Source organism: Streptomyces anulatus (assembly GCF_000721175.1).
GTDB classification, from domain to species: Bacteria; Actinomycetota; Actinomycetes; order Streptomycetales; family Streptomycetaceae; genus Streptomyces; species Streptomyces anulatus_C.
Genome location: NZ_JOEZ01000037.1, coordinates 31,799 through 58,206, shown reverse-complemented (window position 1 = coordinate 58,206; position 26,408 = coordinate 31,799). Strand labels below are relative to the sequence as shown.

Annotated in this window: 22 protein-coding genes and 3 pseudogenes; 12 read left to right on the top strand and 13 right to left on the bottom strand. The window is 73.0% G+C overall.

The window, feature by feature from the left end:
• Nucleotides 1–39 precede the first annotated feature (39 nt).
• From IG90_RS0132560 to IG90_RS0132545, 4 genes are all read right to left on the bottom strand, one after another.
• A complete protein-coding gene (locus IG90_RS0132560) occupies nucleotides 40–1,353 on the bottom strand; it encodes a serine hydrolase domain-containing protein (protein WP_030592778.1) in 1,314 nt (437 codons plus the stop codon).
• 153 nt (nucleotides 1,354–1,506) lie between these two features.
• Nucleotides 1,507–2,007, bottom strand: a complete 501-nt coding sequence (locus IG90_RS0132555) for a GNAT family N-acetyltransferase (protein WP_030592775.1) — start codon at nucleotides 2,005–2,007, stop codon at nucleotides 1,507–1,509.
• A 70-nt stretch (nucleotides 2,008–2,077) separates the two neighbouring features.
• Nucleotides 2,078–4,111 carry an ATP-binding protein gene (locus IG90_RS0132550; RefSeq protein ID WP_030592772.1) on the bottom strand — a complete coding sequence of 678 codons (2,034 nt, stop codon included), beginning with the start codon at nucleotides 4,109–4,111 and terminating at the stop codon, nucleotides 2,078–2,080.
• Between the two features lie 131 nt (nucleotides 4,112–4,242).
• Nucleotides 4,243–5,217, bottom strand: coding sequence for an LLM class flavin-dependent oxidoreductase (locus tag IG90_RS0132545; protein ID WP_030592769.1), 975 nt, complete (start codon nucleotides 5,215–5,217; stop codon nucleotides 4,243–4,245).
• A gap of 168 nt (nucleotides 5,218–5,385) precedes the next feature.
• On the opposite strand from IG90_RS0132545, the pseudogene IG90_RS39990 reads away from it, so the two are divergent.
• From IG90_RS39990 to IG90_RS0132530, 3 genes and pseudogenes are all read left to right on the top strand, one after another.
• Nucleotides 5,386–5,813 (top strand): annotated as a pseudogene (locus IG90_RS39990) (alpha/beta fold hydrolase); the annotation flags it as partial.
• 397 nt (nucleotides 5,814–6,210) lie between these two features.
• Nucleotides 6,211–6,372 carry a hypothetical protein gene (locus IG90_RS45000; RefSeq protein ID WP_164494013.1) on the top strand — a complete coding sequence of 54 codons (162 nt, stop codon included), beginning with the start codon at nucleotides 6,211–6,213 and terminating at the stop codon, nucleotides 6,370–6,372.
• 834 nt (nucleotides 6,373–7,206) lie between these two features.
• Nucleotides 7,207–7,872, top strand: a complete 666-nt coding sequence (locus tag IG90_RS0132530) for a lysophospholipid acyltransferase family protein (protein WP_030592766.1) — start codon at nucleotides 7,207–7,209, stop codon at nucleotides 7,870–7,872.
• Nucleotides 7,873–7,898: 26 nt separating this feature from the next.
• Here the strand turns inward: IG90_RS0132530 and IG90_RS0132525 are convergent, their stop codons facing one another.
• Entirely contained in the window at nucleotides 7,899–8,492 is a 594-nt protein-coding gene (locus tag IG90_RS0132525; protein ID WP_030592763.1) for a DinB family protein, read from the bottom strand.
• A gap of 234 nt (nucleotides 8,493–8,726) precedes the next feature.
• Here IG90_RS0132525 and IG90_RS0132520 point away from each other — a divergent pair, with 234 nt between their 5' ends.
• Entirely contained in the window at nucleotides 8,727–9,524 is a 798-nt protein-coding gene (locus IG90_RS0132520) for a VOC family protein (RefSeq protein ID WP_030592760.1), read from the top strand.
• Nucleotides 9,525–9,546: 22 nt separating this feature from the next.
• On the opposite strand, the gene IG90_RS0132515 is transcribed toward IG90_RS0132520, so the two are convergent.
• The 4 genes from IG90_RS0132515 to IG90_RS0132500 form a co-directional block, all read right to left on the bottom strand.
• The gene (locus IG90_RS0132515; protein ID WP_030592758.1) at nucleotides 9,547–10,407 is read right to left on the bottom strand and encodes an endo alpha-1,4 polygalactosaminidase; all 861 of its coding nucleotides are present in this window, start codon (nucleotides 10,405–10,407) and stop codon (nucleotides 9,547–9,549) included.
• Between the two features lie 54 nt (nucleotides 10,408–10,461).
• Entirely contained in the window at nucleotides 10,462–11,799 is a 1,338-nt protein-coding gene (locus IG90_RS0132510; RefSeq protein ID WP_030592756.1) for a sensor histidine kinase, read from the bottom strand.
• A complete protein-coding gene (locus tag IG90_RS0132505; protein ID WP_030592754.1) occupies nucleotides 11,799–12,473 on the bottom strand; it encodes a response regulator transcription factor in 675 nt (224 codons plus the stop codon). The genes IG90_RS0132510 and IG90_RS0132505 overlap by 1 nt, the downstream gene beginning before the upstream one ends.
• 201 nt (nucleotides 12,474–12,674) lie before the next feature.
• Complete coding sequence (locus tag IG90_RS0132500; RefSeq protein WP_030592751.1) at nucleotides 12,675–13,643, bottom strand: LysR family transcriptional regulator ArgP; 969 nt, start codon at nucleotides 13,641–13,643, stop codon at nucleotides 12,675–12,677.
• 67 nt (nucleotides 13,644–13,710) lie between these two features.
• Here IG90_RS0132500 and IG90_RS0132495 point away from each other — a divergent pair, with 67 nt between their 5' ends.
• Together IG90_RS0132495 and IG90_RS46345 are read left to right on the top strand one after the other, a co-directional pair.
• On the top strand, nucleotides 13,711–14,322 hold the full coding sequence (locus tag IG90_RS0132495; protein ID WP_030592749.1) for a LysE/ArgO family amino acid transporter: 612 nt from the start codon (nucleotides 13,711–13,713) through the stop codon (nucleotides 14,320–14,322).
• Between the two features lie 181 nt (nucleotides 14,323–14,503).
• Nucleotides 14,504–15,239: pseudogene (locus tag IG90_RS46345) on the top strand (GlxA family transcriptional regulator); the annotation flags it as partial.
• Here IG90_RS46345 and IG90_RS0132485 read toward each other — a convergent pair.
• Entirely contained in the window at nucleotides 15,214–15,852 is a 639-nt protein-coding gene (locus IG90_RS0132485; RefSeq protein ID WP_030592746.1) for a ScbR family autoregulator-binding transcription factor, read from the bottom strand. The pseudogene IG90_RS46345 and the gene IG90_RS0132485 overlap by 26 nt on opposite strands.
• Before the next feature lie 156 nt (nucleotides 15,853–16,008).
• On the opposite strand from IG90_RS0132485, the gene afsA reads away from it, so the two are divergent.
• From afsA to IG90_RS39980, 4 genes and pseudogenes are all read left to right on the top strand, one after another.
• Entirely contained in the window at nucleotides 16,009–16,953 is a 945-nt protein-coding gene (afsA, locus tag IG90_RS0132480; RefSeq protein ID WP_030592743.1) for a 2-oxo-3-(phosphooxy)propyl 3-oxoalkanoate synthase, read from the top strand.
• A 13-nt stretch (nucleotides 16,954–16,966) separates the two neighbouring features.
• Nucleotides 16,967–17,857 (top strand): NAD(P)H-binding protein, encoded by an 891-nt coding sequence (locus IG90_RS0132475; protein ID WP_033894848.1) that lies wholly within the window; start codon nucleotides 16,967–16,969, stop codon nucleotides 17,855–17,857.
• Between the two features lie 269 nt (nucleotides 17,858–18,126).
• Nucleotides 18,127–18,834, top strand: coding sequence for a ScbR family autoregulator-binding transcription factor (locus IG90_RS0132470; protein ID WP_078585488.1), 708 nt, complete (start codon nucleotides 18,127–18,129; stop codon nucleotides 18,832–18,834).
• Between the two features lie 278 nt (nucleotides 18,835–19,112).
• Nucleotides 19,113–19,854, top strand: a pseudogene (locus IG90_RS39980) (class I SAM-dependent methyltransferase).
• On the opposite strand, the gene IG90_RS0132460 reads toward IG90_RS39980, so the two are convergent.
• A complete protein-coding gene (locus tag IG90_RS0132460) occupies nucleotides 19,817–20,746 on the bottom strand; it encodes a helix-turn-helix domain-containing protein (RefSeq protein ID WP_030592734.1) in 930 nt (309 codons plus the stop codon). The pseudogene IG90_RS39980 and the gene IG90_RS0132460 overlap by 38 nt on opposite strands.
• Before the next feature lie 162 nt (nucleotides 20,747–20,908).
• On the opposite strand from IG90_RS0132460, the gene IG90_RS0132455 reads away from it, so the two are divergent.
• Nucleotides 20,909–21,949: an NAD(P)-dependent alcohol dehydrogenase gene (locus IG90_RS0132455; RefSeq protein ID WP_030592730.1), complete on the top strand. Its 1,041-nt coding sequence runs from the start codon at nucleotides 20,909–20,911 to the stop codon at nucleotides 21,947–21,949.
• A gap of 538 nt (nucleotides 21,950–22,487) precedes the next feature.
• On the opposite strand, the gene IG90_RS0132450 is transcribed toward IG90_RS0132455, so the two are convergent.
• Entirely contained in the window at nucleotides 22,488–23,603 is a 1,116-nt protein-coding gene (locus IG90_RS0132450) for an AI-2E family transporter (RefSeq protein WP_030592727.1), read from the bottom strand.
• 100 nt (nucleotides 23,604–23,703) lie between these two features.
• Nucleotides 23,704–25,917, bottom strand: coding sequence for a HelD family protein (locus tag IG90_RS0132445; RefSeq protein WP_030592724.1), 2,214 nt, complete (start codon nucleotides 25,915–25,917; stop codon nucleotides 23,704–23,706).
• Nucleotides 25,918–26,126: 209 nt separating this feature from the next.
• Here IG90_RS0132445 and IG90_RS0132440 point away from each other — a divergent pair, with 209 nt between their 5' ends.
• The gene (locus IG90_RS0132440) at nucleotides 26,127–26,384 is read left to right on the top strand and encodes a hypothetical protein (protein ID WP_233436144.1); all 258 of its coding nucleotides are present in this window, start codon (nucleotides 26,127–26,129) and stop codon (nucleotides 26,382–26,384) included.
• The last annotated feature ends 24 nt before the right edge of the window (nucleotides 26,385–26,408 follow it).

Here is a 26,408-nt window from a genome sequence, read left to right as displayed (position 1 = left end):
GGGGTACGCCGGACACCCGGCGTACCCCTTCCCGCCTCCTCAGTGCGCGCCGCCCGGCGTCCGGCGGTCGAGCAGCCGGCAGACGAAGTCCTCCTGAAGCTCGCGGAGCGTGGCCAGCAGCCGGGGGTTCGTCGCGCTGTTCACCTGGGAGGTGAGGGAGACGGTCAGCGACCGCTTGCCGTCCTCGGTCCCCGCGGCCAGCTGCGTGTAGCCCGGAAAGTTGCCGGTGTGGCCGTACACGGTGCCGCAGCGCGTCGCGTAGGAGAAGACGGCGAGACCGGCCCTGTTGCGGCCCGGGCCGGCCGGTTCGGAGCTGCCCGCCACGAAGGACAGCTGCTGTCGTCGGACCTCGGGCCCGAGGCCCAGCCCTCCGGCGTAACCGCGCATGAAGGCCCCCAGATCCCGGGGCGTGGAGACGATGCCGCCCGACGCCCAGACCCCCGAGGTGCCGAGCGCCGTGCTGACGTCCTCCGGTGCGCCCGGCGGGTCCGTCGCGTAACCGTGCAGATAGGGCTCGGGCAGCCGGTAACCCTGCGGGAGGCTGGTGTCGCGCAGGCCGAGCGGCCGGTACACGAGTTCGGCCAGGAGCTTCTCGTACGGCTGCCCCGTCGCCGCCTCGGCCATCAGCGCCACGGCGATGTTGTCGCAGTTGGAGTAGCGGTACGCCGAGCCCGGCCGGAACCGCAGCGGGTCCCCGGCGACGTAGTCCAGCAGCCGGCGGGAGTCGAAGCGCCGGCGCGGGTCGGCCGTCAGCTCGGCGATGAACGTGGAGGCCTCGGTGTAGTCGGGGAGCCCGCTGGTGTGGTTCAGGAGCTGGCGGAGCGTCACCCGGTGCCAGGCGGAGGGAAGCTGGGGCAGTCGCCGGCCGAGGGTGTCGCCCAGGCCGAGCGCGCCCCGCTCGGCGAGCTGCAGGGCGACCGAGCCGCTGAAGGCCTTCGCCGTGCTGGCGATCCGCATGTGGTCGGTGGTCAGGGGCGGACGCCCGGTGCCGAGCTGCGACGTTCCCGCCCGGTACACCTCGCTCCGGCCGCCCGATGTGAGGACCGCGATGGCGCCGGGCGGCCCTCCCGGGGTGTCGACGAGCGCCTGGAGCCTCCGTTCCAGCGCGCGGTCGACGGGCCCGTGCGGGCCGTCGCCCCCGTTCCCGCCCGTATCGCCGCCCGCGTGGGCCGGGCCGGTCATCAGCCCGGCGAGCGATGCGGCCGCCAGGACAGCGACGGCGGCTCTTCGCCGCAGGGGCCGACTGCGGGGGAGCGGGGCGGCCGGAAGGGAACGTGCTGGCACGGGGGCCTCCTGAAGGCGGTGGGCTTCGGTGGGCGGAGCGGTACGCTCCGCTGCCGCGAGCCCCAGCATCGGGCGGCCGCACGGCGCTTGCCCCCGAGGTGGGCCATCCGGCCGATCGCCGCCGCGCCGCCGGCGGACCGTGCCCCGGTCATCCGTCGCGTCCTGGTCATCCACCGTGCCCGGTCATCCTGCGATGCCCCGGTCGTCCGGCCGGGGAGCCGGTCAGGGGGCCGGGGGAGCGCCCCCGCTCAGATCCAGGACGTACCGCCGCCCGGGGCGGTCGCCGAACATGACGTCCTCCAGCGGCTCGAAGCCCGTACGCGCCAGCACCGCGCGGGATCCCGTGTTGTCCAGCGTCGTCTCCGCGCGCAGCGCGGTGAGCCCGTACTCCTGGACCGCCAGAACGCAGACCTGCTGGACCGCCCAGGTGGCCAGGCCCCGCCCCGCGGCCTTCTCCGCTATGCGGTAGCCCAGCTCGGCCGAACCGTCCCGCACCCCGAGGAGGTTGATCCGGCCGAGGATGCCGCCGTCGTCCTCGATGAGGTGGAAGTGGTGCAGCCCCGCGTCCTGCTCGGCGAGCAGCTCGCGGTGGCGTTCGGCGAATGCGGCGAAGTAGTCGTCGCCCCGGTCGGGGATGGACGCGGCGAAGTAGGCCCGGTTCTCCCGCTCGAAGGCGAGCAGGGCCTCGGCGTGGTCGGGACGTAGCTGACTGATGAACGTCATACCGGGATGCTAAGCGGTGTCACTTCGGGTGCCCGGCGACCGGCTGGCGGAGCCGGGCGCGCGGCTCCGGCTATCCGGGGTGCCCGCGCTCCAGCGCGTGGGCCAGGCCGCGTTCGGCGTCGTCGGCAGAGGCGCGCCGGTAGGCCCGCTCGTACGCCGAGTCGCCCGCCGCCTGCCGGGCCCGGTGCTCCCACTGCTCGCGGATCGCCCCCAGCTCCGGGGTGCCCCGGTGCGGGTGGCCGATCATGCGCCAGTACGTGTGTCCCGCACCGGAGGCACGGGCCGCGGCCACCCCGTTCCCCTGGGCGGCGATGGCCCCGGCGAGCAGATCGAGCCCGAGCGCTATGCCGAGGCTGTCCTGGAGCTCGTGCTTGCTCGCGAGCATCGCGCGCGCGTGGCTCTCGGCGTGCCGGGGACGCCCCTGGAGCAGGTGGATGAGGGCCAGTTGGTGATCGGCGTAGGCCCGTGCCCAGTGCTCGCCGAAGCGCAGACTGACCCGCTGGAGCCGCATCGCCTCCTCGTACGCCTCGTCCAGCCGGCCGAGCGCGGACAGGGCGAACAGCCGTATCACCCGGCAGCGCAACTGCGAGGGCGCGTCCGTCGGGTCGCCCGGGTGGTCGCGCAGCGCGCGGTCGCTGACGGAGTGCGCGGTGAGCGGCCGGCCCATCATCAGATACGTGAAGCTCATGGAGTGGGCCGCCAGGAGCACGGCCTCGGGGTCCTCGTCGCGGCGGGCCGCGTGCCCGCACTCCTCGCCGGTGCGGCGGGCCGCCTCGTGGTCGCCCTGCAGGGTCAGTGTGACACCCAGGGCCCAGAGCGCCCGGGTGCGGTGCGGACCGGCGGAGAGCGGCAGGGCGAGCACCCGTTGCAGATACGTACGGGCCTGGTGCAGATGGCCGCAGCAGCTCCAGAAGAGACCCGCGCACCCGGCCATCTCCATCGCCATCTCCGGGTCCTCGGCCAGCAGATGGTCCAGGGCCGCGCACAGGTCCGCGTGGGTGTCGGCGATCCGGTGGTACCAGAGGACCTGCGTCGGCCCCAGCCAGCCCGCGTACGCTTGGACGGCGACATGGGCGAAGTGCCGGGCGTGCCGGTCCGCGAGGAGCGCGTCCTCCGCAAGCTCGGACAGCCACATCGCCCCGTACTCGCGCAGCGTGTCCAGCATCCGGTAGCCGTCCCCGGCCCGCCGGAGCACGGACTGGTCGGCCAGGCGTTCCAGGGCGGGGGCGATGGCCGCGGTCTCCAGCGGCCCGCCCGCGCACACCGCCTCCGCGTCCGCGGTCGTGATGACGCCGCGGAAGACGGAGAGCCGCGCCCAAAGCAGCCGCTCCAGAGGTGCGCAGAGTTCGTGGCTCCAGCCGATCGTGGTGCGCAGGGCCCGGTGGCGACGGGGCCAGAGGGTGTCGTCGGTGAGGTTCTCCATCCGGGAGGCCAGCCGCCTGGTGATCTCCTGCGCCGTGCTCTCGCGGAGCTGGACACAGGCCAGTTCGACGGCGAGCGGTATGCCGTCGAGCCGGCGGCAGATCTCGGCGACGGCGGCCGCGCTCCGGGGGTCGTCGAGCGAGAGTCCCGGGGCGACGGCGTCCGCGCGCTCGTGGAAGAGCCGGACCGCCTCGTCACCGTGGTCGCCCGCGGACAGCGGCGGCACCTCGACGCACATCTCGTCCGCCGCGCCCAGCGGCTCCCTGCTGGTGGCCAGGACCGTCAGTCCCGGTGCCGCGGCGAGCAGTTCGGCGACGAGCTGTCCGCAGGGGCCGACGATCCGCTCGCAGCAGTCGAGCACGAGGAGCAGGCGCCGTTCGGACAGCCATTCACCGAGCGCGGCCACCGGCCGACGGGGGCTGTGGTCCAGGAGTCCGACGCCGTCGCAGACCGTCGTGGCGAGCAGTTGATCGTCGTGGAGATGGGAAAGATCGGCCCACCAGACGCCGTCGGCGTAGCGGTCCTGGGCACGCTCGGAGGTGCGCAGGGCCAGCCGGCTCTTGCCGACCCCGCCGGGGCCGGTGAGCGTGACCAGCCGATGATCTCGAAGTGCCCGTTCGATGCTGACCAGTTCGCTGTCGCGGCCGACGAAGCTGGTCGTCACGACGGGGAGGTTGCCCATCACGGGGACATCCTGCCTCGCCGTGGCCCACCGCCTCCATTCATAGCGAAAAGCAGTCAGAAACGGCCGACAATGCATCCTGTCCGATCGGCAAGGGGCATCGATCGAAAGGCCATGGCGTGCTCACGCCCTCAGGCGTCGAGAACGGTGGCCAGTGACTCCAGGGCCCCCACCGGGTCGGGGCCCACCGGGGCGAGGACCGTGTCGGTGACGCCCGCCGCCCGCAGTCCGGCGAGGCGGGCACGGGCCTCCTCCGGAGTCCCGGCCACGGTGAGCCGCGCGACCCAGTCGTCGGGCATGCGCCGGACGAACTCCTCGCGGCTCGCGCATCCGGCCCGCAGCTCGACCAGCTCGCCGGCGAACGGGAGCGGGGCGATGTGCGCGTGCCAGTCCGGCTCGCCGATCCACTCCAGTCCCGGGCGGGCGGCGGCCAGCGCGGTGCGCGGATCGGCGTCGACTGACGCGATGTTGTACGCGACCAGACGGTGGGGGCGGCCGGCGGCGATGTGCCCGAGCGCCGCCCGCGCGTACTCGGGGGCGACCGGCTCCGCGAGGACCGTCCCGTCGGCCACCTCACCGGACACGGCAAGGGACTTGGGGCCCCGGACACCTGTCAGGACGTCGGGCACGACGTCGGGCAGCGCGCCGGGGTCGAGCCGCACACCGTCGAGGTGCACGTACTGCCCGCGCCGTTGCGTGAGTTCGCCGCGCAGCAGGGCCCGCAGGGCGTCGACGTACTCGCGGAGGAAGGTGAGCGGGCTCTTGGGCCACTGGCCGACGCTGCGCATCCAGTGGGGCATGCCGTGCCCCACTGTGACGTCGACCCGGCCCGGGAACAACTGCGCCAGGGACGCGATCTCCAGCGCCGCGAACGCCACGTTACGGGCCCCGGCGGGCAGCAGCCCGATGCCGACCCGGACGCGGTCGGTGGAGGCCAGCACGGCGGCCGCCTGCGCGATCCCGCCGCGGAAGCCGAGGTCCTCGACCACCCACACGGCACCGAACCCCAGTTCCTCGGCCCGGCGTGCGTACGGCAGGATCCGGTCCGCGGGCAGGTCGCGCGGCAGCAGGACGCCGACGCTCCGGTCGCTGGCGGGGGAACGCACAGGTGCTCTCCTTCGGTCGGCGGCGGGCGACGGCGGTCACCGAGTCCGCCGCCCGTTCCGTGTCCGGTGAAGATAGCGAAGCACCGGGGGCGGACCGGACGGTGGGGCGGGCGGGTGGCGGTACGGCGGCGGAGAGGCGCTGTCAGAGGGCTGCACTACGTTGCCGGCATGACGCATTTCGTACTCGTGGCAGGGGCCTGGCTCGGCTCGTGGGCATGGCGCGATGTGGAGCCCGGCCTGCGCGCGGCCGGTCACGGGGTCCGCCCGCTGACCCTGCCGGGCCTCGCCGACAAGCGGGGGCGGCGGGCCGGCAGACGCACGTGCGGGACATCGTCGACGAGGTCGAGCGCCTCGATCCGCGCGACGTGGTGCCGGTCGGGCACAGATACGCCGGCATACCGGTCGGGCAGGCGGCCGAGCGGATCGGCGACCGGCTCGCCCGCGTCGTGTTCGTCGACTCCAACGTCCCGGCCGACGGTGCGTCCTTCGTCTCCGGCTGGCCGGACGGCCGGGCCGGCGTGGAGGCCGCCATCGCCGCCAACGGCGGCTTCTGGCCGCCGCCGGCCGCAGCCGACTGCGCGGACCAGGGCCTCACCGTGGGTGCTCTTCGAGGCCGAGGAGATGCTCCTGCCGACCGAGAGGTTCCTGCACGGTGGCCGCCGCTACCGGAGGATCGGCGCGGCGCTGGCCGTCCTCGACATCGGGTCCGACTGCCAGCGCGGTGGTGGGCCTGCGGGCGGCCCGGGCCGACGAGCTGACCGCGCCCGTCGCCCGTGCGGGCTTTCCCGTGCGGCACCTCGGCGCGCCCGCCGCAGGCGGTGACCGAGCCGACGCCCGCAGCCGCCACGGGCGGGGCGGGGACCGTTCCAGCAGGTGCGGGGTGGTCCCGGCGGCTGATAACGAATCGCCCCCGCAGCCTCCCACCACGTACACTCGCCCCGCCTCCGCCGACCGGCCGGGGCTCTTCGCACCAGACCGACGGGGAAGAACCGTATGAGTTCCGCAGACAGCACCGAAGCACCGATCTACGCAGGCCTCGTGGAGGAGCAGGGCGACGTGCCCGCCGAAGTGCGCCGGGTGGCCGAGGAAGTCCTGCGCGAGGCCGACCGCGCCATCGACTTCGGCGCCGTCCGGACGGCCGCCGCGGCCCGCTAGCGACGAGCCGGAACCCCCGTTCCAGCCGCCTCAAGGCGGACAAGTCCATCACGGGACGATGAACGTCCCACAACTATTGCCATATTCTTGCGTTCGCGACGCGATGGTTTGCTGAAGAACCGTCTTCAGTGGAGCGGGTGAGGCCGCGGTAGGCGGGGCGTCCGATAGAGGCCGCCCGATGCCACTGCGGCCCCCGGCCGCCCGTCGCGACCGCCCCCGCGGCCGTGCTAGGTGAGCGGTCCACGCAGCCGCGTGGAGAGCGCTCCCAGCCGGCCGCCGATGGGCGGAAGGCCGCCGGGGCGGCGCCGAAGGCGTCACCGGCCGGGCCTCCGCGCCACCGGGCCTCCCGAGCGGGTTGCCGTGCGTTTCCCGTGGTGGCCCCTCTCGCCGCTGCCCGTGCTCGCGGGCGTCGCTTGCGCGCGTTGCGCGCCCCGTCGAGCGTCACCGGCAGCGACCGCCCTCCGTCTCCCCGCTGACACGGAGGTGTGGCCGGCCGTCTGCCCCGGAACGGCACACCGCCCGGTGAAGTCCCGGTTCCCAACGCCCCCCGGCGTCCGGAACCGGGAGAAGCCGGAGCCTCAGGCGACGGCCGCAACCAACGGCAGCCGATCTGCAACAAGGTGGTCCACGGGCTCACCGCCCGGGGGAGCCGGTCCCCCGGGAGAACCGCGATGCAGGGGTGATCGACCCAGGGGCCTGAGTACCCGCACTCAGGCCCCGCGCCCCGGCCGCCACGACGATGAGGGCGTGGCAGGCCGAGCCGAGCAAGGCGGGCCGGCTCCGACCGCACCGCCGTCACCAGGGCAGCCATGCCCGCCGGACCCCGGGAGAACCGTGCTCAGCCGTATCGCCGCCGCCGTCGTACCCTCCCTCGGACGCCTCACGGTCACCTCCGACCACGCCACGGCCCCGGCCGCCGGCAGCATCATCGTCGCCAACCACACCTCCCTGGCCGACCCGGGCATCGTCCTCGCCGCACTGCTGCGCCTCGGCGTCGAACCCGTCGTCATGGCCACCGCGGGCCTGTGGCGCATCCCGGTCCTCGGCCGCCTCCTGGAACGCGGCGGCCACGTGCCCGTCCACCGCAACACCCACCGGGCGGCGGACGCCCTCGACGTGGCGGCCGGTGTGCTCGGGGACGGCCGCCATCTGCTCATCTACGGCGAAGGAAGGCTGCCCTGCCGCACGGACGCCGCGGAGGCCCCGCCGGAGAGCTTCCGCAGCGGCCTCGCCCGCCTCGCGCACGCGTCCGGGGCGCCCGTCGTGCCGCTCGGTCAGGCGGGCGCCCGCAGGGTGACCTCGGGCCGGTGTGCCAAGCAGATCTCCGGGCTCCTCACCGCACCGGCCCGCCGCCCCCGGCTCCACGTCCACGTCGGCGCCCCGCTGCACCTCCCGCCGGAGGTCGGGGCGGCGACCGCCACGGCCCGCGAAGCCGTCACCGCCGCCTGGCGCACCGCCGCGCACCACCTCGGCGAACCCGCGGCGCTCACCGCGCGCTGAACGGGCGGCGCGACCCGGGGGAGCGGCTACCCCGCAGCCCCCGCCTCCCGAGCGGCCTGCTCCAGGCGCTGCCGGTACTCCTCCCACCAGGCGCGGTCGCCCGGCGGCATGCCGAAGGTGCCGGACCGCAGCCCGACCGTCCCGTCGACGAGCTCCCGGACGATGTCGGCGTGCCCGGCATGACGCTGGAGGTCGGCGATCACATGGACCAGGATCTGGTGCAGCGTCACCCGGCCCCGCTCGCCGGGCCACCACCGGACCTGCCCGACCGCGTCGAGGGGCAGCTCGGCGATCGTGGCGTCCGCGTGCTCCGCCACCCGGCGGTAGAGGGCGAGGATGTCCTCCCGCGACTCGTCGGGCGTCGCCCACATGTCCTGGTTCGCCTCGGCCTCGTCGCCGTAGGCGGGCGGCGCCTCGCCGAACGGCCGCCGGAACGTCTCGGCGAAATAGCCCAGCTCCACCCCGGCGGCGTGCTTGACCAGCCCGAGAAGGTTCGTGCCGGTCGGCGTCATGGGGCGACGGACGTCGTACTCCGAGAGCCCTTCGAGCTTCCACAACAGGGCGTCACGAGCCGACTGCAGATAGCGCTGGAGGTCGGCCTTCGGCTGCGAAGCGGTCATCCGGGCAGTCTGCCACCGGGCACTGACATCCACCGGGCCGCGTCCCGTCCCGGGACGCGGCCCGGGTGGCGGCGGCGACCCCGGCAGCGTAGGTATGGAGAGCGTGCCGCTCCCGAGGACGTATGACGCCACGGAGTGCACCGGCCTGCGAACGGCCGGTGACCACAAGACCTATCCGCCGGCCCGGCGCCCGTGTCCGGCGGCTCACCACCGGGGACGAGGAGACGGATCCCGATGACCGCGGCAGAGCAGAGCATCCCTGTGCACGGGATTCCGTGCTGGGTCAGCCTCATGACCCGGGACCTGCGGGCCACCCAGGACTTCTACGGTGCCGTTCTCGGGTGGACCTTCCGCTCCGGCACCCTCGGCGAGGGCTTCTCCGTCGCCCACGTCGACGCCCTGCCCGTCGCCGGCATCGGACAGATCGCCCCCGGTCTGCCGACAACCGTCTCCTGGACCCCGTACTTCGCCGTCGCGGACGTCGACACCGCCGCGGCCCGGGTCCGTGAACGGGGCGGCACCATCGCCGTCGGCCCGATCCGCCTGGGCCCCGGCCGGGGAGTCATGGCCGCCGACCGCGAAGGAGCCGGATTCGGCTTCTGGGAAGGCAGGACCCCGCCCTGGTCGTTCGGCCGCGACAACGTGCCGGCCTCCCTGGAACTGCGTACCAGCCACGCCTTCGACGCCGCGATCTTCTACGCCGGAGTGTTCGGGTGGGCCGACGAGGAACCCGGCGGCTGCGAGGTCGGCTACGCGTACCAGCAGGACGCGGTCGTCGTACGGCAGGGCGGCCGCACCGTGGCCACCCTGCGCGGAGGCGGGGACGCGTCGTCCCCCGACCCCCGGCTGCGCCCGCGCTGGCACGTCCGCTTCCAGGTCGCGGACCTGGAAGCGGTCACCGCGGCGGCACGCGCGGCGGGCGGAACGGCCGGACCGCCCGTGGACTCGCCCGCCGACGGAACCGAAGCGGTGATCAGGGACCCCGACGGCGGCATCTTCACGGTCTGCGCCCACCCACCGGACGCCCCCTGAGGCCTGCCCGCGCCGAAGCCCCTCAACAGGTGCGGAACACGTACCCCGGCCGTCCGGCCGGCCGGACGTCGAGATCCCGGCGCACCACCGAGACCTTCGCCCCTACGGACGAACACGCCTTCGCGAAGTCGCCGTCGGTGTACTCGACGACGAACACCCTGTCACCGTACGCGGAGGCGTAGTCGGCGCACTCGTCGTACCGGCCGCACTCTTCGGCGACGGCGAAATCGAACCCGATCTCCTCCCGCCGCTCCAGCAGATCGGTGGTGTTCTTCTGGCCGATCGCCAGCCCGGCGGTGTGCGCACGGTCGGCCAGGAGCTTCGCGAACGCCGCGTTGTGCGCCCGGGTCAGCAGGCCGTCGGAGCGCTCGAAGGAGTCCAGGTTGTCCGGCTCCACCGCCTGGAAGCCGGACTTCGCACACCCGTCGATCCAGCCTCCGACGATGTCCGCCAGCCGGGCGCGCTTGCCTGCGGTCGAGGTGTCGAGCAACACCTCGCCCCAGGCCTCGTCATCGACCAGGTCGCCGTCGCCGTCGCGCAGCAGCAGATCGGAATGGTCCTTCTGCCACCGGTCCAATGCGTCGGGCTGGGTCTGGAAGGCGTTGACGTAACAGACGTTGTACAGGCCCTCGGCCGGCCGGTCACCGCGGTCGCGGGAGACGGCCCGGACCCCGGCGGGCGGGGTGTACGCGCCGCCGATCTGGTAGTCGAAGCTCACGTTCGCCGTAGGCGGCACGACCTCGGGCGCGGCCCCGGCCGTGGACCCCGTGGCGAAGGCGTGGGACAGGAGCAGTCCCGCTCCCGTCGCGACCGCGACCCCGCCGGCCAGACCGGCGAGCGTGCTTCCGCGGCGGAGGAACGGAGGGACGGCGTGCTGGGGCATACGTGACTCCCGTGGGTGGGCTTCGGAACCTGCCCCCGCATCATGGACGGCCGATCATGAGCGAATCGTGAGGCTCCGCCCCGCGCCGCGCCGGAGGCCCCGCCGCGACCGGGCGGGAGCGAGCCGCAGGACGAACTCCGCACCGCCGCCGGGGCGGTCCCGGACGGTGAGCGTTCCCCGGTGGGCCCGCGCGACCCGCCGTACCAGCGAGAGACCGATGCCCGTTCCCCCACCCGGCGAGCTGAACCGCTCCGACAGCTCCGGCAGCCGGGCCGGATCCACTCCCGGACCCCGGTCGGCCACCCACACCTCCGGCCCGCGCACGGTCACCAGCAGATCGGCCCGGTCCGGCACGTCGGGCGTCCGGCCGTGCCGTACGGCGTTGTCCAGCAGGTTGCGCACGGCGACCCGCACCAGGGCCGCGTCCGCCACGGTCACCGACTCCTCCAGCCGCAACTCCAGGCGGTGTCCGCTCTCCGGCAACTCCACGCACACCTCCTCGACGAGCTGGTCCAGGCGCAGCGGCTCCGCCCGTACGACGTCCAAGGCGGCCTCCAACCGCCCCCGGGTCAGCAGGTTCTCCACGACGTCGGCCATCCGGTCCGCCGCCCGCCGGATCCGGGGCAGGTGCGCCTCCAGACCACCCGGCGTGCCGGCGGCCACCTCCACCGATCCGCGCATCACCGCGACCGGGGTCCGCAACTCGTGCGCCGCGTCGGCCAGCAGCCGTTCCTGCTGCTCCAGCGCCTGCCAGGCCGGCCGCATGCTGCGCCCGGAGAGCACATGCCCGGTCAGCGCGGCCAGCGCCGTCAGCGCACCGGCCCCCACGACGAGGGAGAGGACCAGACCGCGGTGCCCGGCCGCGCCGCGCTCCGGATCGCCGACCGCGACGGCCGCGCCCGCCACCTCGTCGGTGGCGTCGTGGTAGAAGGGCACGGCCAGCAGATGCACGGGCTCTCCCGTACGGTCGCGCGCCTCGGCCCGCACCGGTCCCTCCTCGTCCATCGCCGAACGGGCCACCGCCCGGACCGTCCCGGCCCCCACGGCGAACTGCGCGGAACGGCCCCGGAACACGGTGACCGGATCACCACCGGGCCGGCCCTCCACCACCAGGACCTGCGGGGTTCCCGACGTCGCCTCGTCGTCGTCGAGCCCGTCCAGACGGATCCGGTCGTCCACGTAGTAGACGAGTGAGGCCGCGACGGACGCCCGGCGGCGCATCTCGTCGTACTCGGCGTCCGTCCGCGCCCGGTCGTCCGTCCGGATCACCAGCCAGGACAGGCAGGCCAGCCCGACGACGGTGATCAGGGTGTACGCGGCGGTCAGCCGCAACCGGAGCCGGTGCAGCCGCCTCCTGGCCGGGGAACGGCGCCGCCGTACGGGCCTCGCCATCAGGACGGCCCCGGCGCCGCCGACAGCAGGAACCCCAGACCGCGCACGGTGTGCACCAGGCCGGGGGAGCCGAGCTTGCGGCGCAGGCCGGCGACGACGGCGTCCACCACGTTGGAGACCGGGTCGGCCATCTCGTCCCAGCAGTGCTCCAGCAGTTCGGTACGGGTGACGACGGCGTCCCGGTGGACGAGGAGCTGCTGGAGCACGCCGTACTCCTTCGGGCTCAGCGACAGCAGCACACCGCCGCGCCGCACCTCGTACCGCGCCACGTCCATGACCACGTCCGCACAGCTCAGGAAGGCGGGGAGCCGGGCCGACGCCCGACGGCTCAGGCCCCGGACCCGCAGCACCAGCTCGCGCATCGCGAACGGCTTGGCCAGGTAGTCGTCCGCCCCGCTCTCCAGCCCCCGCAACCGCTCGGGCAGGGAGCCCAGGGCGCTGAGGCACAGCACGGGCACGGACCAGCCGGCCCGGCGCCGGCCCTCCAGCGGGGCGAGGGTGTCGCCGGAGGGCACCATCCGGTCCAACACCACACAGTCGTACGCGGTGACGTGCAGCAGCACGTCCGCCTCCGGCCAGTCCGCCGTGCAGTCCACGGCGAAGCCCCCGTTCCGCAGCCCGGACGCGATCACCTCACGCAGGTCGTCGTCGTCCTCCACCAGCAGCACACGCATGGGGAGGGCGCCTCCGATGTCATGTCAGGGAAGTCAGTGGGAGACCCGCCATCCTAAGGCGTCCCGCGCACCCGCCCCGAGGCGGCCCGGCAGGCCGGCGCCCGGCCGCCGACGTCGACGAGCACGTCGCGATCGCTGAGGTGGAAGTCGCCGCCGACCGGGGCCGGGCAGGTGCATGACCTCGGGCGGACGTGGCGGCCATCACCCGTCGGTGCGGCGAGCCGGGGGGAGGGGCGCCGCGTCGCCGAGCGCCTCGGCGGCCCCCGCCGCCACCGCCTCGGCCACGGCCGCCAGGGCCGGTGAGTCCAGCTTCCACTGCTGCCAGTACAGCGGAACGTCGACGGTCCGGCCCGGGGCCTCGTCCGGTGCGCCGCCCGGGGTGAGCCGAACCAGCCGGCCCTCGCTCAGCAACGGCTCCGCCTGGACGTCGGGCACCATGCCCCAGCCCATGCCCGCCGCCACGGCGTTCACGAACCCCTCCGACGTGGGCACCAGATGACGCCGGGCACTCGCCCGGGACCCGGGTCCCAGCCGGCGCAGGAACGCGTCCTGAAGATCGTCGCGCCGGTCGAAACCGACCACCGGAGCGTTGCCGATCAGCTCCCGCAACGCGGTGCCCTCCCGCCGCCCCAGCCACCGGTCGGCGAAACCGGGACTGGCCACCGGCAGATACCGCATCCGGCCCAGCCTGCGCACCGAGCAGCCCGTCACGGCATCCGGCGACGAGGTCACCGCCGCCATCACCAGGCCCTCCCGCAACAGAGCGGCCGTATGGTCCTGGTCCTCCCGGCGCAGCTCGTAGCAGAGGCCCAGCTCCTCCGGCACGCGCCGCAAGGCCGGCAGGAACCAGGTCGCCAGCGAATCGGAGTTCACCGCGATCGACAGGGGTGTCGGTTCGTCCGGCCCGGACATCCCGAGCGCCGCCCGCGCGTCACGCTCCAGCCGGGCCAGCTGGCGGGCGAAGCGCACCACCACCTCACCGGACTCGGTGGGCCGCACCGGCTTCGTGCGCATCAGCAGCACCCGGCCCGTGCGCTGCTCCAGTGCCTTCACACGCTGGCTGACCGCCGACGGCGTCAGCCGCAGGGCGCTCGCCGCCGCGTCGAACGTGCCCTCGTCGACCACGGCCAGCAGCGTCCGTACCTGATCGAGAGGAAGCTCGGGCATCATGACAGCTAATGATACGTAAGAATCCTTAGCTGGACATCAGGTTGTCCCGCTCCGTAGCGTCGGCCGTATGACGAACGCCCTGACCACCGCGGCCGCCGGATTCGGCACCGGCCTCTCTCTCATCGTCGCCATCGGCGCCCAGAACGCCCTGGTGCTGCGCCAAGGCGTCCGCCGCGACGGAGTGCTCGCCGTGGTCGGGATCTGCGCCCTGTCCGACGCGGTGCTCATCGCGCTGGGGGTCGCCGGGGTCGGCGCGGTCGTCGTGGCCTGGCCGTCGGCGCTGACGGCGGTGGGGCTGCTCGGCGGCCTGTTCCTGATCGGCTACGGCCTGCTCGCCGCACGCCGCGTCCTGCGCCCGTCGGCCCTGCACGCGGCGGACGCCCCGGCGACGTCGCGTCGGGGCGTCGTGCTGACCTGCCTGGCGATGACCTGGCTCAACCCGCACGTGTACCTCGACACCGTGTTCCTGCTCGGGTCCGTCGCCGCCGACCGGGGCCCGTTGCGCTGGACCTTCGGCCTCGGCGCGATCCTCGCCAGCGTGTGCTGGTTCGTCGCGCTCGGGTACGGCGCCCGGATGCTGAGCGGGGTCCTGGCGCGGCCCTCCGCCTGGCGGGTGCTGGACGGTCTGGTCGCCGTGATGATGATCGGCCTCGGCACGAAACTGGCGCTGGACGCCTGAACGCCCTGCGCCCGTTCCGTGCGCGTCAGGGAGCCTGGGGCACGACACCACGAGGACGAGCTTGCCGGTGGCCCGGCCCGTCTCGCCCACCGCGTGTTCCGTCGGCCGCCTCGGCCAACGGGAAGGCCGCCTCGACATGGGCACGCAGCGCGCCGCCGAGCGGTCGATCCGGGTGGAGAAGGTCGTCGCCGCGCTCGCGGCCGTACGTCCCGGCGCCCGCACCGTGTCCATCTGCACCGGCGCCGTCGTCCCGGCGGCAGCGGGCCTGCTGGACGACCGGCGGGCCACCACGCACTGGGCGCTCGCGGAGCTCTTCCGGTCCTGGCTCCCCCGGGTGCGGCTGGACCCGAACGTCCTTTCGTCGACGACGGGGACATCCTGACCTCCGCCGGCACCGCGTCCGGCGTCGACGTCTGCCTGCACCTCGTCCGCGAGGGCCACGGCAGTGAGGTCGCCAACCGGGTCGCCCGGCTCTGCGTCGTACCGCCGTGGCGCGACGGGGGACAGGCGCAGTACATCGAGCAGCCGGTACCCGGCCCGGCGGCGAACGGCACGACCGCGACCCGCGACCGGGCGCTGCGGAACCTCCATGAACCGCTGAGCCTGGCAGGCCTCGCCGACCATGCCCGGATGAGCCCGCGCACCTTCGCCCGCCGCTTCGACGAGGAGGTCGGCGTCAGCCCCGGCCGATGGCTGATCCAGCAACGGGTCGACCGGGCCCGGCACCTCCTGGAGTCCACGGACCTGGCGGTGGACGAGATCGCCGCCAGGTCGGCTTCGCCACCGGGGCGTCGTTGCGCCAGCACCTGCACGCCGCCATCGGGGTCACCCCGCTGGCCTACCGGCGTACGTTCCGCGGCGCCGCCCTGGCCACCGGCGCCGCCAGTACGCTCAGCCGACCGGATGGAGGAGGCTGAGGCGCTCGGCGCGCTCCGGTGTCAGGTCGAGGGCGGTGAGGATGGAAGGTGTGGCGATGCTCGGGAGTATGTGCTGCTGCAGCGTGATGTGGCGACGCTGCAGGTCCCGGTAGTCGGTGAGAGTCTGGGATACCACCTGGGTGCCGGCGAAGGCGGCCACGTACAGGTCCGCCGTCTCGGTGGGGTTGACGTGGGGGAGCAGTTCGCCCTGGTGTTTGGCCTGGGTGAGGAGGTGATGGGTGGCTTCCTGCCAGCGTAGGAACGGACCGCTGCGGTCGAGGCCGTGGGCCTGCTGGTCCATGGAGAGGCGAACACCGGCCCGGGTGAGGAGACTGGTCTGCAGACGGTGACTGAACAGCATTCCCAGGTCGATGAGTTCCTGGAGTTTGAGAGTCTGGTCCGGAACGGTCTGGGGCGGCTCCTGGGCATCGAGAACACCCAGCGCGAGATCTTCCTTGGAAGGGAAATGGAAATAGAGAGCTCCTTTGGTGACGCCGGAGCTTTTGAGTATTTCGGTGATCGTCGCGGCTTGGTAGCCGTATTTCTCGAAGGCCTGCGCCGCTGCCATCAGGATTGTCCGGCGGGTGCGGATCGCCCGGTCCTGCTTGGCCATCCTGTCTCCTTTGCTGGGCGAGGGCCCGGGAAACGGCCGGGACGCTCTGGGGGGACGGCCCTGCCGGGGATAGAAAAAAAACCGCTTAGTCTGTATCTTATCAGTGCGCGTGCATCGCAGGAACGGCTCGCCATCACATGACCCCTGGGGGGAGTTATGCCCGAAGCAGCAGTCTTGATCGATCCGGTGCCGGCTATGGATTCGGAGGCCGAGGTGGTGCATTCCGTAGGGATCGACATGGTGCACCGGACCAGGCCGGAGGACGCTTTTCCGCGTAACTGGGTACGCCTGGCGCACGATCGGTTCTCGGTCGCGGCGGTCCTGCCGCACGATCATCCGTTCTTCGCCCCGGTGAGCGGCGACCTGCACGACCCGCTGCTGGTCGCGGAAGCGATGCGGCAGGCGGCCATGCTCTCCTTCCATGCCGGGTACGGCGTCCCGCTCGGCTACCACTTCCTGATGGCGGACCTGGACTACGTGTGCCACCAGGAGCACCTGGGAGTCGGCGGCGTCCCCACCGAGCTCGACGTGGAGGTGTTCTGCTCCGACCTGAAGTGGCGGGGCGGACTGCCCGTGCAGGGGCGTGTGGGCTGGGCCGTCTACCGCGGCGGGGAGTTGGCGGCGACGGGGACCGGCGCGACCCGCTTCACGAACCCCAAGGTGTACCGGCGGATGCGCGGCGACGCCCCCGCCGAGGGGATATCGATACCGGAGGTGGCGCCTGTCTCCGCCGCCCGGGCCGGCCGGAGCAGGGCCGAGGACGTGGTGCTGTCGGAGACCGGCCGGGACGATCTGTGGGAACTGCGCGTGGACACCCGGCATCCGACGCTGTTCCAGCGCCCCAACGACCATGTCCCGGGCATGCTGCTGCTGGAGGCGGCCCGCCAGGCGGCCTGCCTGGCCGCGGGGCCCGGCGGAGTCGTTCCGGTGGAGGCGAGCACCCGATTCCACCGGTACGCGGAGTTCGGCAGTCCGTGCTGGATCGGGGCGGTGGTCGTGCCGGGGACGGCCGAGGATACGGTGACGGTCCGGGTGACAGGCCATCAGGACGACGAACGGGTGTTCTCCACGGACCTGTCCGGCCCGCGGGCCGACGGCTGAGAGGTTTGCTCGAGTGATTCTCGTGACGGGTGCGACCGGAGCGGTGGGCCGCGAGGTCGCCGGACAGCTGGCGGCGGCCGGCCCCGTGCGGATTCTCGCGCGCCGGCCCGAGCGGCTGACGGTAGGGGGAGGCGAGGTCGAGGTCGTCGAGGGGGAGTACGGGGACCGCCCCGCCCTCGACCGGGCCCTGCGGGACGTCACCTCGGTGTTCCTGGTGACGAACAGCCCCACGGAGCCCGACGACGAGCGGGTCGCAGCGGCGGCGGCCGCGGCGGGCGTCCGCCACCTGGTCAAGCTGTCCATGATGGCTGTGGAGGAGCCGGGCGCCGACGACTTCATCACTCGGCGTCAGCGGGAGAACGAACAGGCCGTCAGGGAGTCCGGGGTTCCGTGGACGTTCGTCCGCCCCAGGACGTTCATGTCCAACACGCGTTCCTGGGCGCCCGGCATCCGGTCGGAGGGCGTGGTGCGTGCCCTGTACGGCGAGGCTCCGGTCGCGTGTGTCGACCCGCGCGACGTCGCCGCGGTGGCCGTCGCCGTTCTCACCGGTACGGGGCACGAGGGAAGGGCGTACGCCGTGTCCGGCCCGGAGGCGATCACTGCGCGGGAGCAGACGGCCGAGCTCTCCCGGGTGCTGGGGCGGCCGTTGCGCTTCGAGGAACTCGGCGTGGACGCCGCGCGCACGGCCCTGCTGGAGAAGTATCCGCGGCCCGTCGCGGAGGCCTTCCTGGAGAGCGCCGAGCGGCAGCGGGTGGGCGCGAAGGCGGCCGTGGTGCCCACGGTCCGGGAACTGACGGGCCGTCCGGCGAGGCCGTTCCGTATCTGGGCGGCCGATCACGCTGACGTGTTCGCGGCGGAATTCCGTCGCTCCGCGGGTGAGCAGAGCGTGTTCACGGGTGAGTAAGGTACGTCAGCTCCCTCACTGACCTCGGATAAGTGCGACAGTGTGCCTTTTCCTATTCCGGTCCGCTTCCACGGGCCCATAGGGAAGATGTGGCTGGAAAGGGGCGCGGGAGCCTCCGCCGTATTCCTCCGTTCCCTGGAAATGAAACCGGTAAGTTGGTTTGATAACCCCATGACGCCGTCCCACTGCTCCGGCGGGGAGCCCTCGACCGGAGCCGGCTCCCTTTCCGGTCCCGTATCCGGCCACTTCTCCCCCGCGGGGAGGTCCCGGTGACCAAACAGGAGCGGGCCACCCGGACCCGCCAGGCGCTGATCCGCTCCGCCGCCACCGTCTTCGAGCAGCACGGCTACGCGCAGGCCCGGCTGACGCTGATCAGTTCCGGCGCGGGCGTCAGCACGGGGGCGCTGCACTTCCACTTCGAGAACAAGGCGGCGGTCGCGGAAGCGGTCGTGGCGGACGCGTCCCGGAGACTGCGCGACATGTCCGGTGCGATCCGGCGCAGGACGGACACCGCCCTGCAGGCACTCGTCGACAGTTCGCACGCTCTCGCCCAACGGCTGCGCGAGGACCCGGTGAGCCGGGCCGGATTCCGGCTGAGCTGCGACGGCGAGAGAGCCACTGCCCCGGACCTGAGGCTGGAGTGGCACCACCGCGTGCGGGAACTGCTGGACGAGGCGGCCGCCGCCGGAACGCTGGCCGAGGACGTCTCCCGCGAGGACGCGGCGGCCGCCACGGTCGCCGCCACGGCCGGGTTCGAGGTGCTCGGCCGGCACGATCCCGCGTGGCTGTCCCCGCACATGCTCACCGGATTCTGGCAGTTGCTGCTGCCCCGGCTCGCCGCCGCCGAGACCCTGGCGCACCTTGACCCGGCCGGCACAGGTGCGGCGGCGGCCCGAACTCCCGCGCTCGCTGCGCTCGCCGTCGGTGGGACGGAGGCGGCTGCGGACGTCGTGGCGGAGGTGGCAGAGGCCAACTGACCCTTCGCCCCCCCGGGACCGTCTGCCGGCTGCCTCCCTGACGGCTGCGTCGAGGTGAACGAGTTCGAGCAGACCGGCGTCCCCGGCGGCCGCGCCGGCATGGCCCGACGCGCCACGGTCCCGCTCGCCGCAGTCGTGGCCGTCGCGGCGAGCGGCACGGCCCGACGGGACGAGCGAGAACCACGACCCGGCCGGAACGACGGCCGGACCCGGCATCGCCTGAACGCACGGTGCCCCGACGGGGACGGATGCTCCTCGCGCCCGGTACCTTCCGTCGCATGGCTGACGAAATTTTCGTGGAGCCCCGGCTGGCCGTTCTCTACGATCCACTCGATCCCGACCGAGGCGACCTGGACCCCTACGTCCGCATCACCGAGGAGTTCGCCGCACGGCGTGGTGCTGGACATCGGCTGCGGCACAGGTGTGTTCGCCCTGCTGCTGGCGGACCGCGGGATCGAGGTCGTCGGCGTCGACCCCGCTCGGGCCTCGGTGGACGTGGCGCGCGCCAAGCCGGGCGGCGACCGGGTCCGCTGGATCCACGGTGACGCTTCGGCCCTGCCGCCGTTGCGGGTCGACCTGGTCACCATGACGGCCAACGCCGCGCAGGAGATCGACCCGGGCGACTGGCAGGTGACGCTGCGCGGTGCCTACGAGGCGCTGCGGCCGGGCGGGCACCTGGTCTTCGAGACGCGGGACCCGGCCCGGCGTGCCTGGGAGGGGTGGAACCGGGAAAGGTCCCACCGGGTCACCGAGATCCCCGGTGTCGGCCCCGTCGAGAGCTGGGTCGAGGTGACCGAAGTCGCCGGGCCGCTCGTGTCGTTCCGCTGGACCTATGTGTTCGGGGCCGACGGACAGATCCTCACCTCCGACTCCACCCTGCGGTTCCGGGAACGTCAGGAGACCGAAGCGGACCTGACAGCCCAGGGGTTCGTCGTGCGCGAGGTGCGTGACGCACCCGACCGGCCGGGCCGGGAGTTCGTCCTCATCGCTCGTCGTCCGGAACCCGCCCCGCGCCGCTGATCACGCCCGCCCGGGTCGCGTCGGCTCCCCAGCTCGCCAGCAGGCGCAGGGCCTGGGCCGACTCCGACCCCGGCTCCGCGTGGTAGGTCACCAGCTGCTGGTCCTCGTCGTCCGGGAGGCTCAAGGTCTCGTACGACAGGGTCAGGTCGCCGGCGAGCGGATGCCGGATCAGCTTGATGCCGTGGCCCTTCTCCTTGACGTTGTGCGTGGCCCAGAGCCGCCGGAACTCCTCGCTCTTGAGCGAGAGTTCGCCCACCAGCGCCGACAACTGCGGATCGTCGGGGTGGCAGCCCGCGTACAGCCGGAGATAGCTGACCATGTCCGAGGCCTTGGAGTCCCAGTTCAGGAACAGATCCCGGTAGGCGGGGGAGAGGAACACCAGGCGTGCCCAGTTGCGCTCGGCCGGCGGCAGCGCGCCCCAGTCGCCGAACACCGCCACCGCCATCGGATTCCAGGCGAGGATGTCGGAGCGCGCCCCGACGACGTACGCGGGGATGCCCTCCATGCTGTCGAGGAGATAGAGCAACCCGCTCCGCACCCGCTGCACCTTGGCCGGGCGGCGCTTCTTCTTGTGCCGGGCGGGCCGGGCCAGATGGTTCAGATGCGCCTGCTCCGCGTCGGTGAGCCGCAGCGCGCGGGCGATCGCGTCGAGCACCTCGCCCGACACATTGCGCCCGTTGCCCTGCTCCAGACGCGTGTAGTACGCCACGGACACCCCGGCCAGCTGCGCCAGCTCCTCCCGGCGCAGACCGGGCACCCGGCGGTGCCGGCCGAACTCCGGCAGCCCCACGTCCTGTGGCTGGAGCTTGGCCCTGCGGGTCCGCAGGAACTCGCTGAGCTCGGCACGCCGGTCCAGCGGATCGGGTGCGGCGGCCTCCGGCTGATCGTCCATGGTTTCCATTATTCCTGTCACTCGTGGTCGTAGGCATCGGAGCCTGACCCCGTCAGTAGTAGGACCACTGGTCGTAGGCAAAGCGGTGGTCTGGGTGAACGTCGGACACGGAGTGAAGCTGGGACACGTTCCTACCGCATCACCCAGAGGAGAACCTCCGGCATGACCACCGTTGCCGCTTACGCCGCCCCCCGTGCCAAGGCCCCGCTGGAGCGCACCACGATCGAGCGTCGTCCGGTGGGCGAGTTCGACCTCCTGATCGACATCAAGTTCGCCGGCATCTGCCACTCCGACATCCACCAGGCCCGCGACGGCTGGGGCGAGGGCATCTTCCCGATGGTTCCCGGCCACGAGATCGCCGGGATCGTCGCCGAGACCGGCTCCGGGGTCACCCGGTTCAAGGTCGGCGACCGCGTCGGCGTCGGCTGCATGGTCGACTCCTGCGGAAAGTGCGACGCCTGCCTGATGGGCCGCGAGCAGCACTGCGCCGAAGGGAACACCCAGACGTACAACGCTCTCGACCGCAGCGGCGAGCCCACCTACGGCGGCTACTCGACGCACATCGTCGTGACCGAGGCGTTCGCCGTCACCATCCCCGAAGGCATCGCCCTCGACGAGGCCGCGCCGCTCCTGTGCGCCGGCATCACCACGTACTCGCCGCTGAAGCGCTGGGGCGCGGGCCCCGGCAGGAAGGTCGCCGTCGTCGGCCTCGGCGGTCTCGGCCACATGGCCGTCAAGATCGCGCACGCGCTCGGCGCCGAGGTCACGGTCCTCTCCCAGTCCTTGCGCAAGAAGGACGACGGGCTCAAGCTGGGCGCCGACCACTACTACGCGACCAGCGACCCCAAGACGTTCGAGGAGCTGGCCGGCACCTTCGACGTCATCCTCTCCACGGTCTCGGCCCCGCTGGACTTCGGCGCCTACCTCGGCCTGCTGCGCACGGACGGCACCCTGGTCAACGTGGGCGCCCCCGAGGAGCCGGTCTCGCTGAACCTCTTCTCCCTGATCATGGGCAACAGGTCGATCGCGGGTTCGGCGATCGGCGGTGTCGCGGAGACCCAGGAGATGCTGGACTTCTGCGCCGTGCACGGGCTCGGCTCCGAGATCGAGGTGATCGGCGCGAGCCAGGTCAACGAGGCGTACGAGCGGGTTCTCGCGAGCGACGTCCGCTACCGCTTCGTGATCGACACGGCGACCATCTGAGCCGTCGCCCCGCCCGCCCGGCAGCCCGCACCTCGCAGGCGTCCGCCCCGGCTGTCCTCACCCCTCGCCGGCGTCCGCCCCGAGCGCCTCAGGTGCTCGGGGCGGACGCCTTCTCAGGCCGGGGCCGGTGTGATCCCGGCCCTCGCGTGGGCCGGGATCCTCGTTCGCAGGCCGGGCCGCGTGACCCGGATCGCGCCGCCCGCGCTCCTGCCCGAGGCCTCGTCGCCACTGCGCGCGGGCGGCCCGGTCCCGGCCGGCAAGGGCGAAAGGCAGTGCGACGGGCGGTGGCGGGGGGCCGGTCCGATGAGAGGGCGCGCGGCAGCACAGCGGCTCCCTGCGGTCCAGGCGCCGTGGAGCACCCTGCCCGCCGTCCGCGTGCCCGCCGGACGAGGCGCGGGGCTCCGGCTCCGGAGAGAGCGTGCAGGTGATCGTCGGGCAGGAGCGCGCGACGACCCTCCGCCGGTCCTGGGAGCGGGAGTTGCGCAGCGCGCTGCCGCACTGCTGCGCAACCTCGGGCGATGAGGGGGCTGACGCGGCACTAGGACGGAACGGGCGCATCCTCGGGCAGCTCCCCGGGCTCCGGCTCGCGCGGCTCCTCCACGAGCTGCTCGCGCAGGTAGTTCCAGGCCACCGCGAGCAGCGCGGCCACCGGAACGGCGAGCAGACTGCCCACCACACCGGCCAGGCTGCCGCCCAGCGTCACCGCGAGCAGGATCGCCGCCGCGTGCAGACCCAGCCCCCGGCTCTGGATCATGGGCTGGAACACATTGCCCTCCAACTGCTGCACCAGGATGATGATCCCCAGCACGATCAGGGCGTCCATCGGTCCGTTCGAGACCAACGCGATGACCACCGCCACGAATCCGGCGAACAGCGCTCCCACGATCGGCACGAACGCCGAGACGAAGGTCAGCACCGCCAGCGGCAGAACCAGCGGCACGTCCAGGATCCACAGGCCGATCCCGATGAAGACCGCGTCCAGCAGACCGACGAACGCCTGGGACCGCACGAACGCGCCCAGGGTGTCCCAACTGCGTGAGGCAACCTCGGGGATGTCGGTGGCGAGCCTGCCGGGAAGCTGACGGGTGAGCCACGGCAGGAACCGCGGGCCGTCCTTGAGGAAGAAGAACATCAGGAAGATCGCCAGAACCGCCGTGACGAGCCCGTTGACCACGGTGCTCACCCCGGTGACGGCGGTCGTGACCACACTGCCGACACTGTCCTGGAGCTTGGCGGTCGCGGTGTCGAGGGCACCGGTGATCTGGTCGTCGCCGATGTTCAGCGGCGGACCGGCCGCCCACGCGCGGAGCTTGTCGATGCCCTGGACCACCCGGTCGGCCAGTTCCCCGGACTGGTCCGCCACCGGAACCGCGATCAGCGCCACGATGCCCGCCCCCACGAGCAGGGCGAACACCGTCACCACCGACGCGGCGAGCGCGGGCCGCCAGCCGTGCCGATGCAGGAAGCGGGCAAGCGGCCACGTCAGCGTGGTGAGGAACAGAGCGACTATCAGCGGCCATACGACCGACCACATCCGGCCCAGCACCCACAGCGCGACCGCCGCCGCCACGAGGACCAACAGCAGCTCTGCGGAGACCCGTGCCGAGGTGCGGAGAGCAGCCGCGGTCTTTGTCGAACTCAATGGCGAAGACATGGCGTTACCTTATGGGTTCGTCCACCGTGTTCCGGCCACTCCCACTCCCACTCCCGCCGACCCCGACCCCGACGCCGAGGAGCGCGGCCCGCCGGTCCCGTCAGCGCAACGCCGGGGGCAGTTCCTCCCGGTGGACGATGCCCAGCCGCTGCGTGGCACGGGTGAGCGCCACATACAGATCGCTCGTGCCGAACCGGGCGGGCTCCACGACCAGCACATGGTCGAACTCAAGTCCCTTGGCCTGGCGCGGATCCAGCAGTACCACCGGGTGCGTGAGGTCGGGGGCCTCACCTGCCGTGACGCCGTCCAGCGGGGCGGCGATCTCCTCGTGCAGCGCACGCGGCGCGATCACCCCGAGCCGCCCCTCCCGGGGCGTCAGCTCCACGACGGCCTCGGCCACCGCGGCCGCCAGATCCTCCCCGGCCTCCCGCTTCCACGGCTTCTCGCCCGTCGACCTGACCGAGACGGGGGCGGTGAACGAGGGGTCCTTCTCGCGCAGGACTCCGGCGGCCAGCTCCATGATCTCCGCGGGCGTACGGTAGTTGACCTCCAGCGTGACGTGCTCGAAGCGGTCCTCTACGTACGGCCGGAGAATCCTCTCCCAGGACCCGACGCCCGCCTCCTCGGAGGTCTGGGCCGGGTCGCCGACCAGGGTCAGCGAGCGGGTCGGCGCGCGGCGCATCAGCAGCCGCCACGCCATCGGCGAGAGCTCCTGCGCCTCGTCGACGATGATGTGCCCGAACGCCCAGGTGCGGTCGGCGGCGGCCCGCTCGGCGGCGGTGCGGTGGTCGGCCTCCTCGTGCCGCTCCGCCATCCGCTCGGCGTCGATGATGTCGTGGGCGGCGAGGACCTCGGACTCCTCGTCCTCGAACTCGTAGCTCTCCGAGCCCCGCGACAGTTCCAGCACGCCCTGCGCGTAGCCGACCCGTTCCTGACGGGCGGCCTCGGCCGCGGCCCTCTCCGCGCTGTCGTCGACGCCGAGCAGCTCGGCGGCCTCGTCGAGCAGCGGTACGTCGGCGGGGGTCCACGCCCCGGCGACTCCCGGGCGGCGGATCGCGTCGGCGTCCTCCTCCGGTACGTACACCGGATCGGCCAGATAGCCGGCGAGGAAGGCCTCAGGGGTCAGCGGCGGCCACAGCTCGTCCACAGCCGCGTGCACCTCCTTGCTCAGCGCGACGTCGCGGCCGAGCTGGGCCACGTCGTCGGGGCCGAGGAAGTTGGGTCCGCCGTAGGGGTCCGCGCCGATGCGCTCGACGAGCTGCGCGGTGAGCGCGTCGATGACCCGGAAGACGAAGTGGGGCCGGGCGAGATTGTGCGGTAGGCGGGTGTCCCGGGCCGCCTGCCGGGCCTCGTAGGCGATCTCCCAGTCCAGGATCAGATCCCCGCCGTCCTCGTGCGGGATCACCATCGCCGCCCCGGGCTCCGGCAGCCGCTGCCGGTCGCGTACGGCCATGGCGAGGGCCTCGGCCATCGGCTCGCCGCCCTTGACCGCGGCGGCGCGCGGGGTGTCCGTTCCGGTGGCGTGCACACCGGGGAACAGCTCGGCCTGCGTCGCGAGCAGCACCCCGGTCTCGCCGAGCGCGGGCAGTACCTCCGCGATGTAGCGCAGGAACGCCGGGTTGGGGCCCACGATGAGCTCGGCGCGCTTGGCAAGCAGCTCGCGGTGCTCGTACAGCAGGAAGGCGGCCCGGTGCAGCGCGACGGCCGTCTTGCCGGTGCCGGGTCCGCCCTCGACGACGAGGACGCCGCGGTGCGGGGCCCGGATGATGCCGTCCTGCTCGGCCTGGATGGTCCGCACGATGTCGCCCATGCGTCCGGTGCGCGCGGAATTGAGCGCCGCGAGCAGCACGGCGTCACCGTTCGGATCCTCGAATCCGGTGCGGTCGCGGTCCCCGATATCCAGGATCTCGTCGTGGAGCTCGGTGACCGTGCGGCCCTCGGTGGTGATGTGCCGGCGGCGGCGCAGCCCCATCGGCGTGTGCCCCGTGGCGAGATAGAAGGGACGCGCCACCGGTGCACGCCAGTCGATCAGAACAGGAGTGTGCTCGGTGTCGTCCTCTCGGATCCCGATACGGCCGATATGGTGCGCGAGCCCGTCGGAGCGGTCGATGCGACCGAAGCACAGTGAGCCGTCCACCGCGTTGAGCGCGGCGAGCAGACCCGAGCGCTCCGCGACCAGGATGTCGCGCTCCAGCCGCGCCTGCTGGCCCGTCCCGACCGGCGTCAGCGCGTGCTCGACACCGTCGGCCGCCACATTGCGCAGGGCGTCGACCCGGGCATGGAGCCGATCGATGAATTCCTGCTCTTCCCGCAATTCGTCGCTTTCCCGGTTTGACAAAACGGCTCCCCGCCAGTTATGTTCGTTCTCATAAGGCCCCCGAGTGGGGCCTTTCTGCGTGAGCGCAGAAGAATTCAATATACGCGGGACAATCCCCGGACCGCAATTACGGTCCGGGGATTTTTCGTGCCCCCGACTCCCTCCCGGAACGGCAGCGCGCCCCGGCCGCCCAGCCGGTCGCCGCCGTGGACCTCGCCGCCACCGTCGCCGGGGTCGCGGTCGGCACGCCGCTCCAGGGCACTGTCGACCTCGCCGGGCCCGACGCCTACGCATCGGCCGAGCTGGGCATCATCACGCTCCGCGCCAAGGGCGACAGCCGCTCGGTGACCACCGACGACACCGCTGGGATGTTCGCCGCGGTCAACGGCGAAGTCCTGACCCCGAAGGTCGGCGCCCGTATCGCCCCCGCCCGCCACGCCGACTGGCTGGCGCGGCACGCCTGACCCGCGCCGGACGGTGCCTCTCCG

Excerpts from the sequence above, each read along its gene's own strand:
- IG90_RS0132560 (WP_030592778.1), bottom strand. The coding sequence starts at position 1,353 with ATGCTGGGGCTCGCGGCAGCGGAGCGTACCGCTCCGCCCACCGAAGCC.
- IG90_RS0132555 (WP_030592775.1), bottom strand. The coding sequence starts at position 2,007 with ATGACGTTCATCAGTCAGCTACGTCCCGACCACGCCGAGGCCCTGCTC.
- IG90_RS0132550 (WP_030592772.1), bottom strand. The coding sequence starts at position 4,111 with ATGGGCAACCTCCCCGTCGTGACGACCAGCTTCGTCGGCCGCGACAGC.
- IG90_RS45000 (WP_164494013.1), top strand. The coding sequence starts at position 6,211 with ATGAGTTCCGCAGACAGCACCGAAGCACCGATCTACGCAGGCCTCGTG.
- IG90_RS0132525 (WP_030592763.1), bottom strand. The coding sequence starts at position 8,492 with ATGACCGCTTCGCAGCCGAAGGCCGACCTCCAGCGCTATCTGCAGTCG.
- IG90_RS0132520 (WP_030592760.1), top strand. The coding sequence starts at position 8,727 with ATGACCGCGGCAGAGCAGAGCATCCCTGTGCACGGGATTCCGTGCTGG.
- IG90_RS0132515 (WP_030592758.1), bottom strand. The coding sequence starts at position 10,407 with ATGCCCCAGCACGCCGTCCCTCCGTTCCTCCGCCGCGGAAGCACGCTC.
- IG90_RS0132510 (WP_030592756.1), bottom strand. The coding sequence starts at position 11,799 with ATGGCGAGGCCCGTACGGCGGCGCCGTTCCCCGGCCAGGAGGCGGCTG.
- IG90_RS0132505 (WP_030592754.1), bottom strand. The coding sequence starts at position 12,473 with ATGCGTGTGCTGCTGGTGGAGGACGACGACGACCTGCGTGAGGTGATC.
- IG90_RS0132500 (WP_030592751.1), bottom strand. The coding sequence starts at position 13,643 with ATGATGCCCGAGCTTCCTCTCGATCAGGTACGGACGCTGCTGGCCGTG.
- IG90_RS0132495 (WP_030592749.1), top strand. The coding sequence starts at position 13,711 with ATGACGAACGCCCTGACCACCGCGGCCGCCGGATTCGGCACCGGCCTC.
- IG90_RS0132485 (WP_030592746.1), bottom strand. The coding sequence starts at position 15,852 with ATGGCCAAGCAGGACCGGGCGATCCGCACCCGCCGGACAATCCTGATG.
- afsA (WP_030592743.1), top strand. The coding sequence starts at position 16,009 with ATGCCCGAAGCAGCAGTCTTGATCGATCCGGTGCCGGCTATGGATTCG.
- IG90_RS0132460 (WP_030592734.1), bottom strand. The coding sequence starts at position 20,746 with ATGGACGATCAGCCGGAGGCCGCCGCACCCGATCCGCTGGACCGGCGT.
- IG90_RS0132455 (WP_030592730.1), top strand. The coding sequence starts at position 20,909 with ATGACCACCGTTGCCGCTTACGCCGCCCCCCGTGCCAAGGCCCCGCTG.
- IG90_RS0132450 (WP_030592727.1), bottom strand. The coding sequence starts at position 23,603 with ATGTCTTCGCCATTGAGTTCGACAAAGACCGCGGCTGCTCTCCGCACC.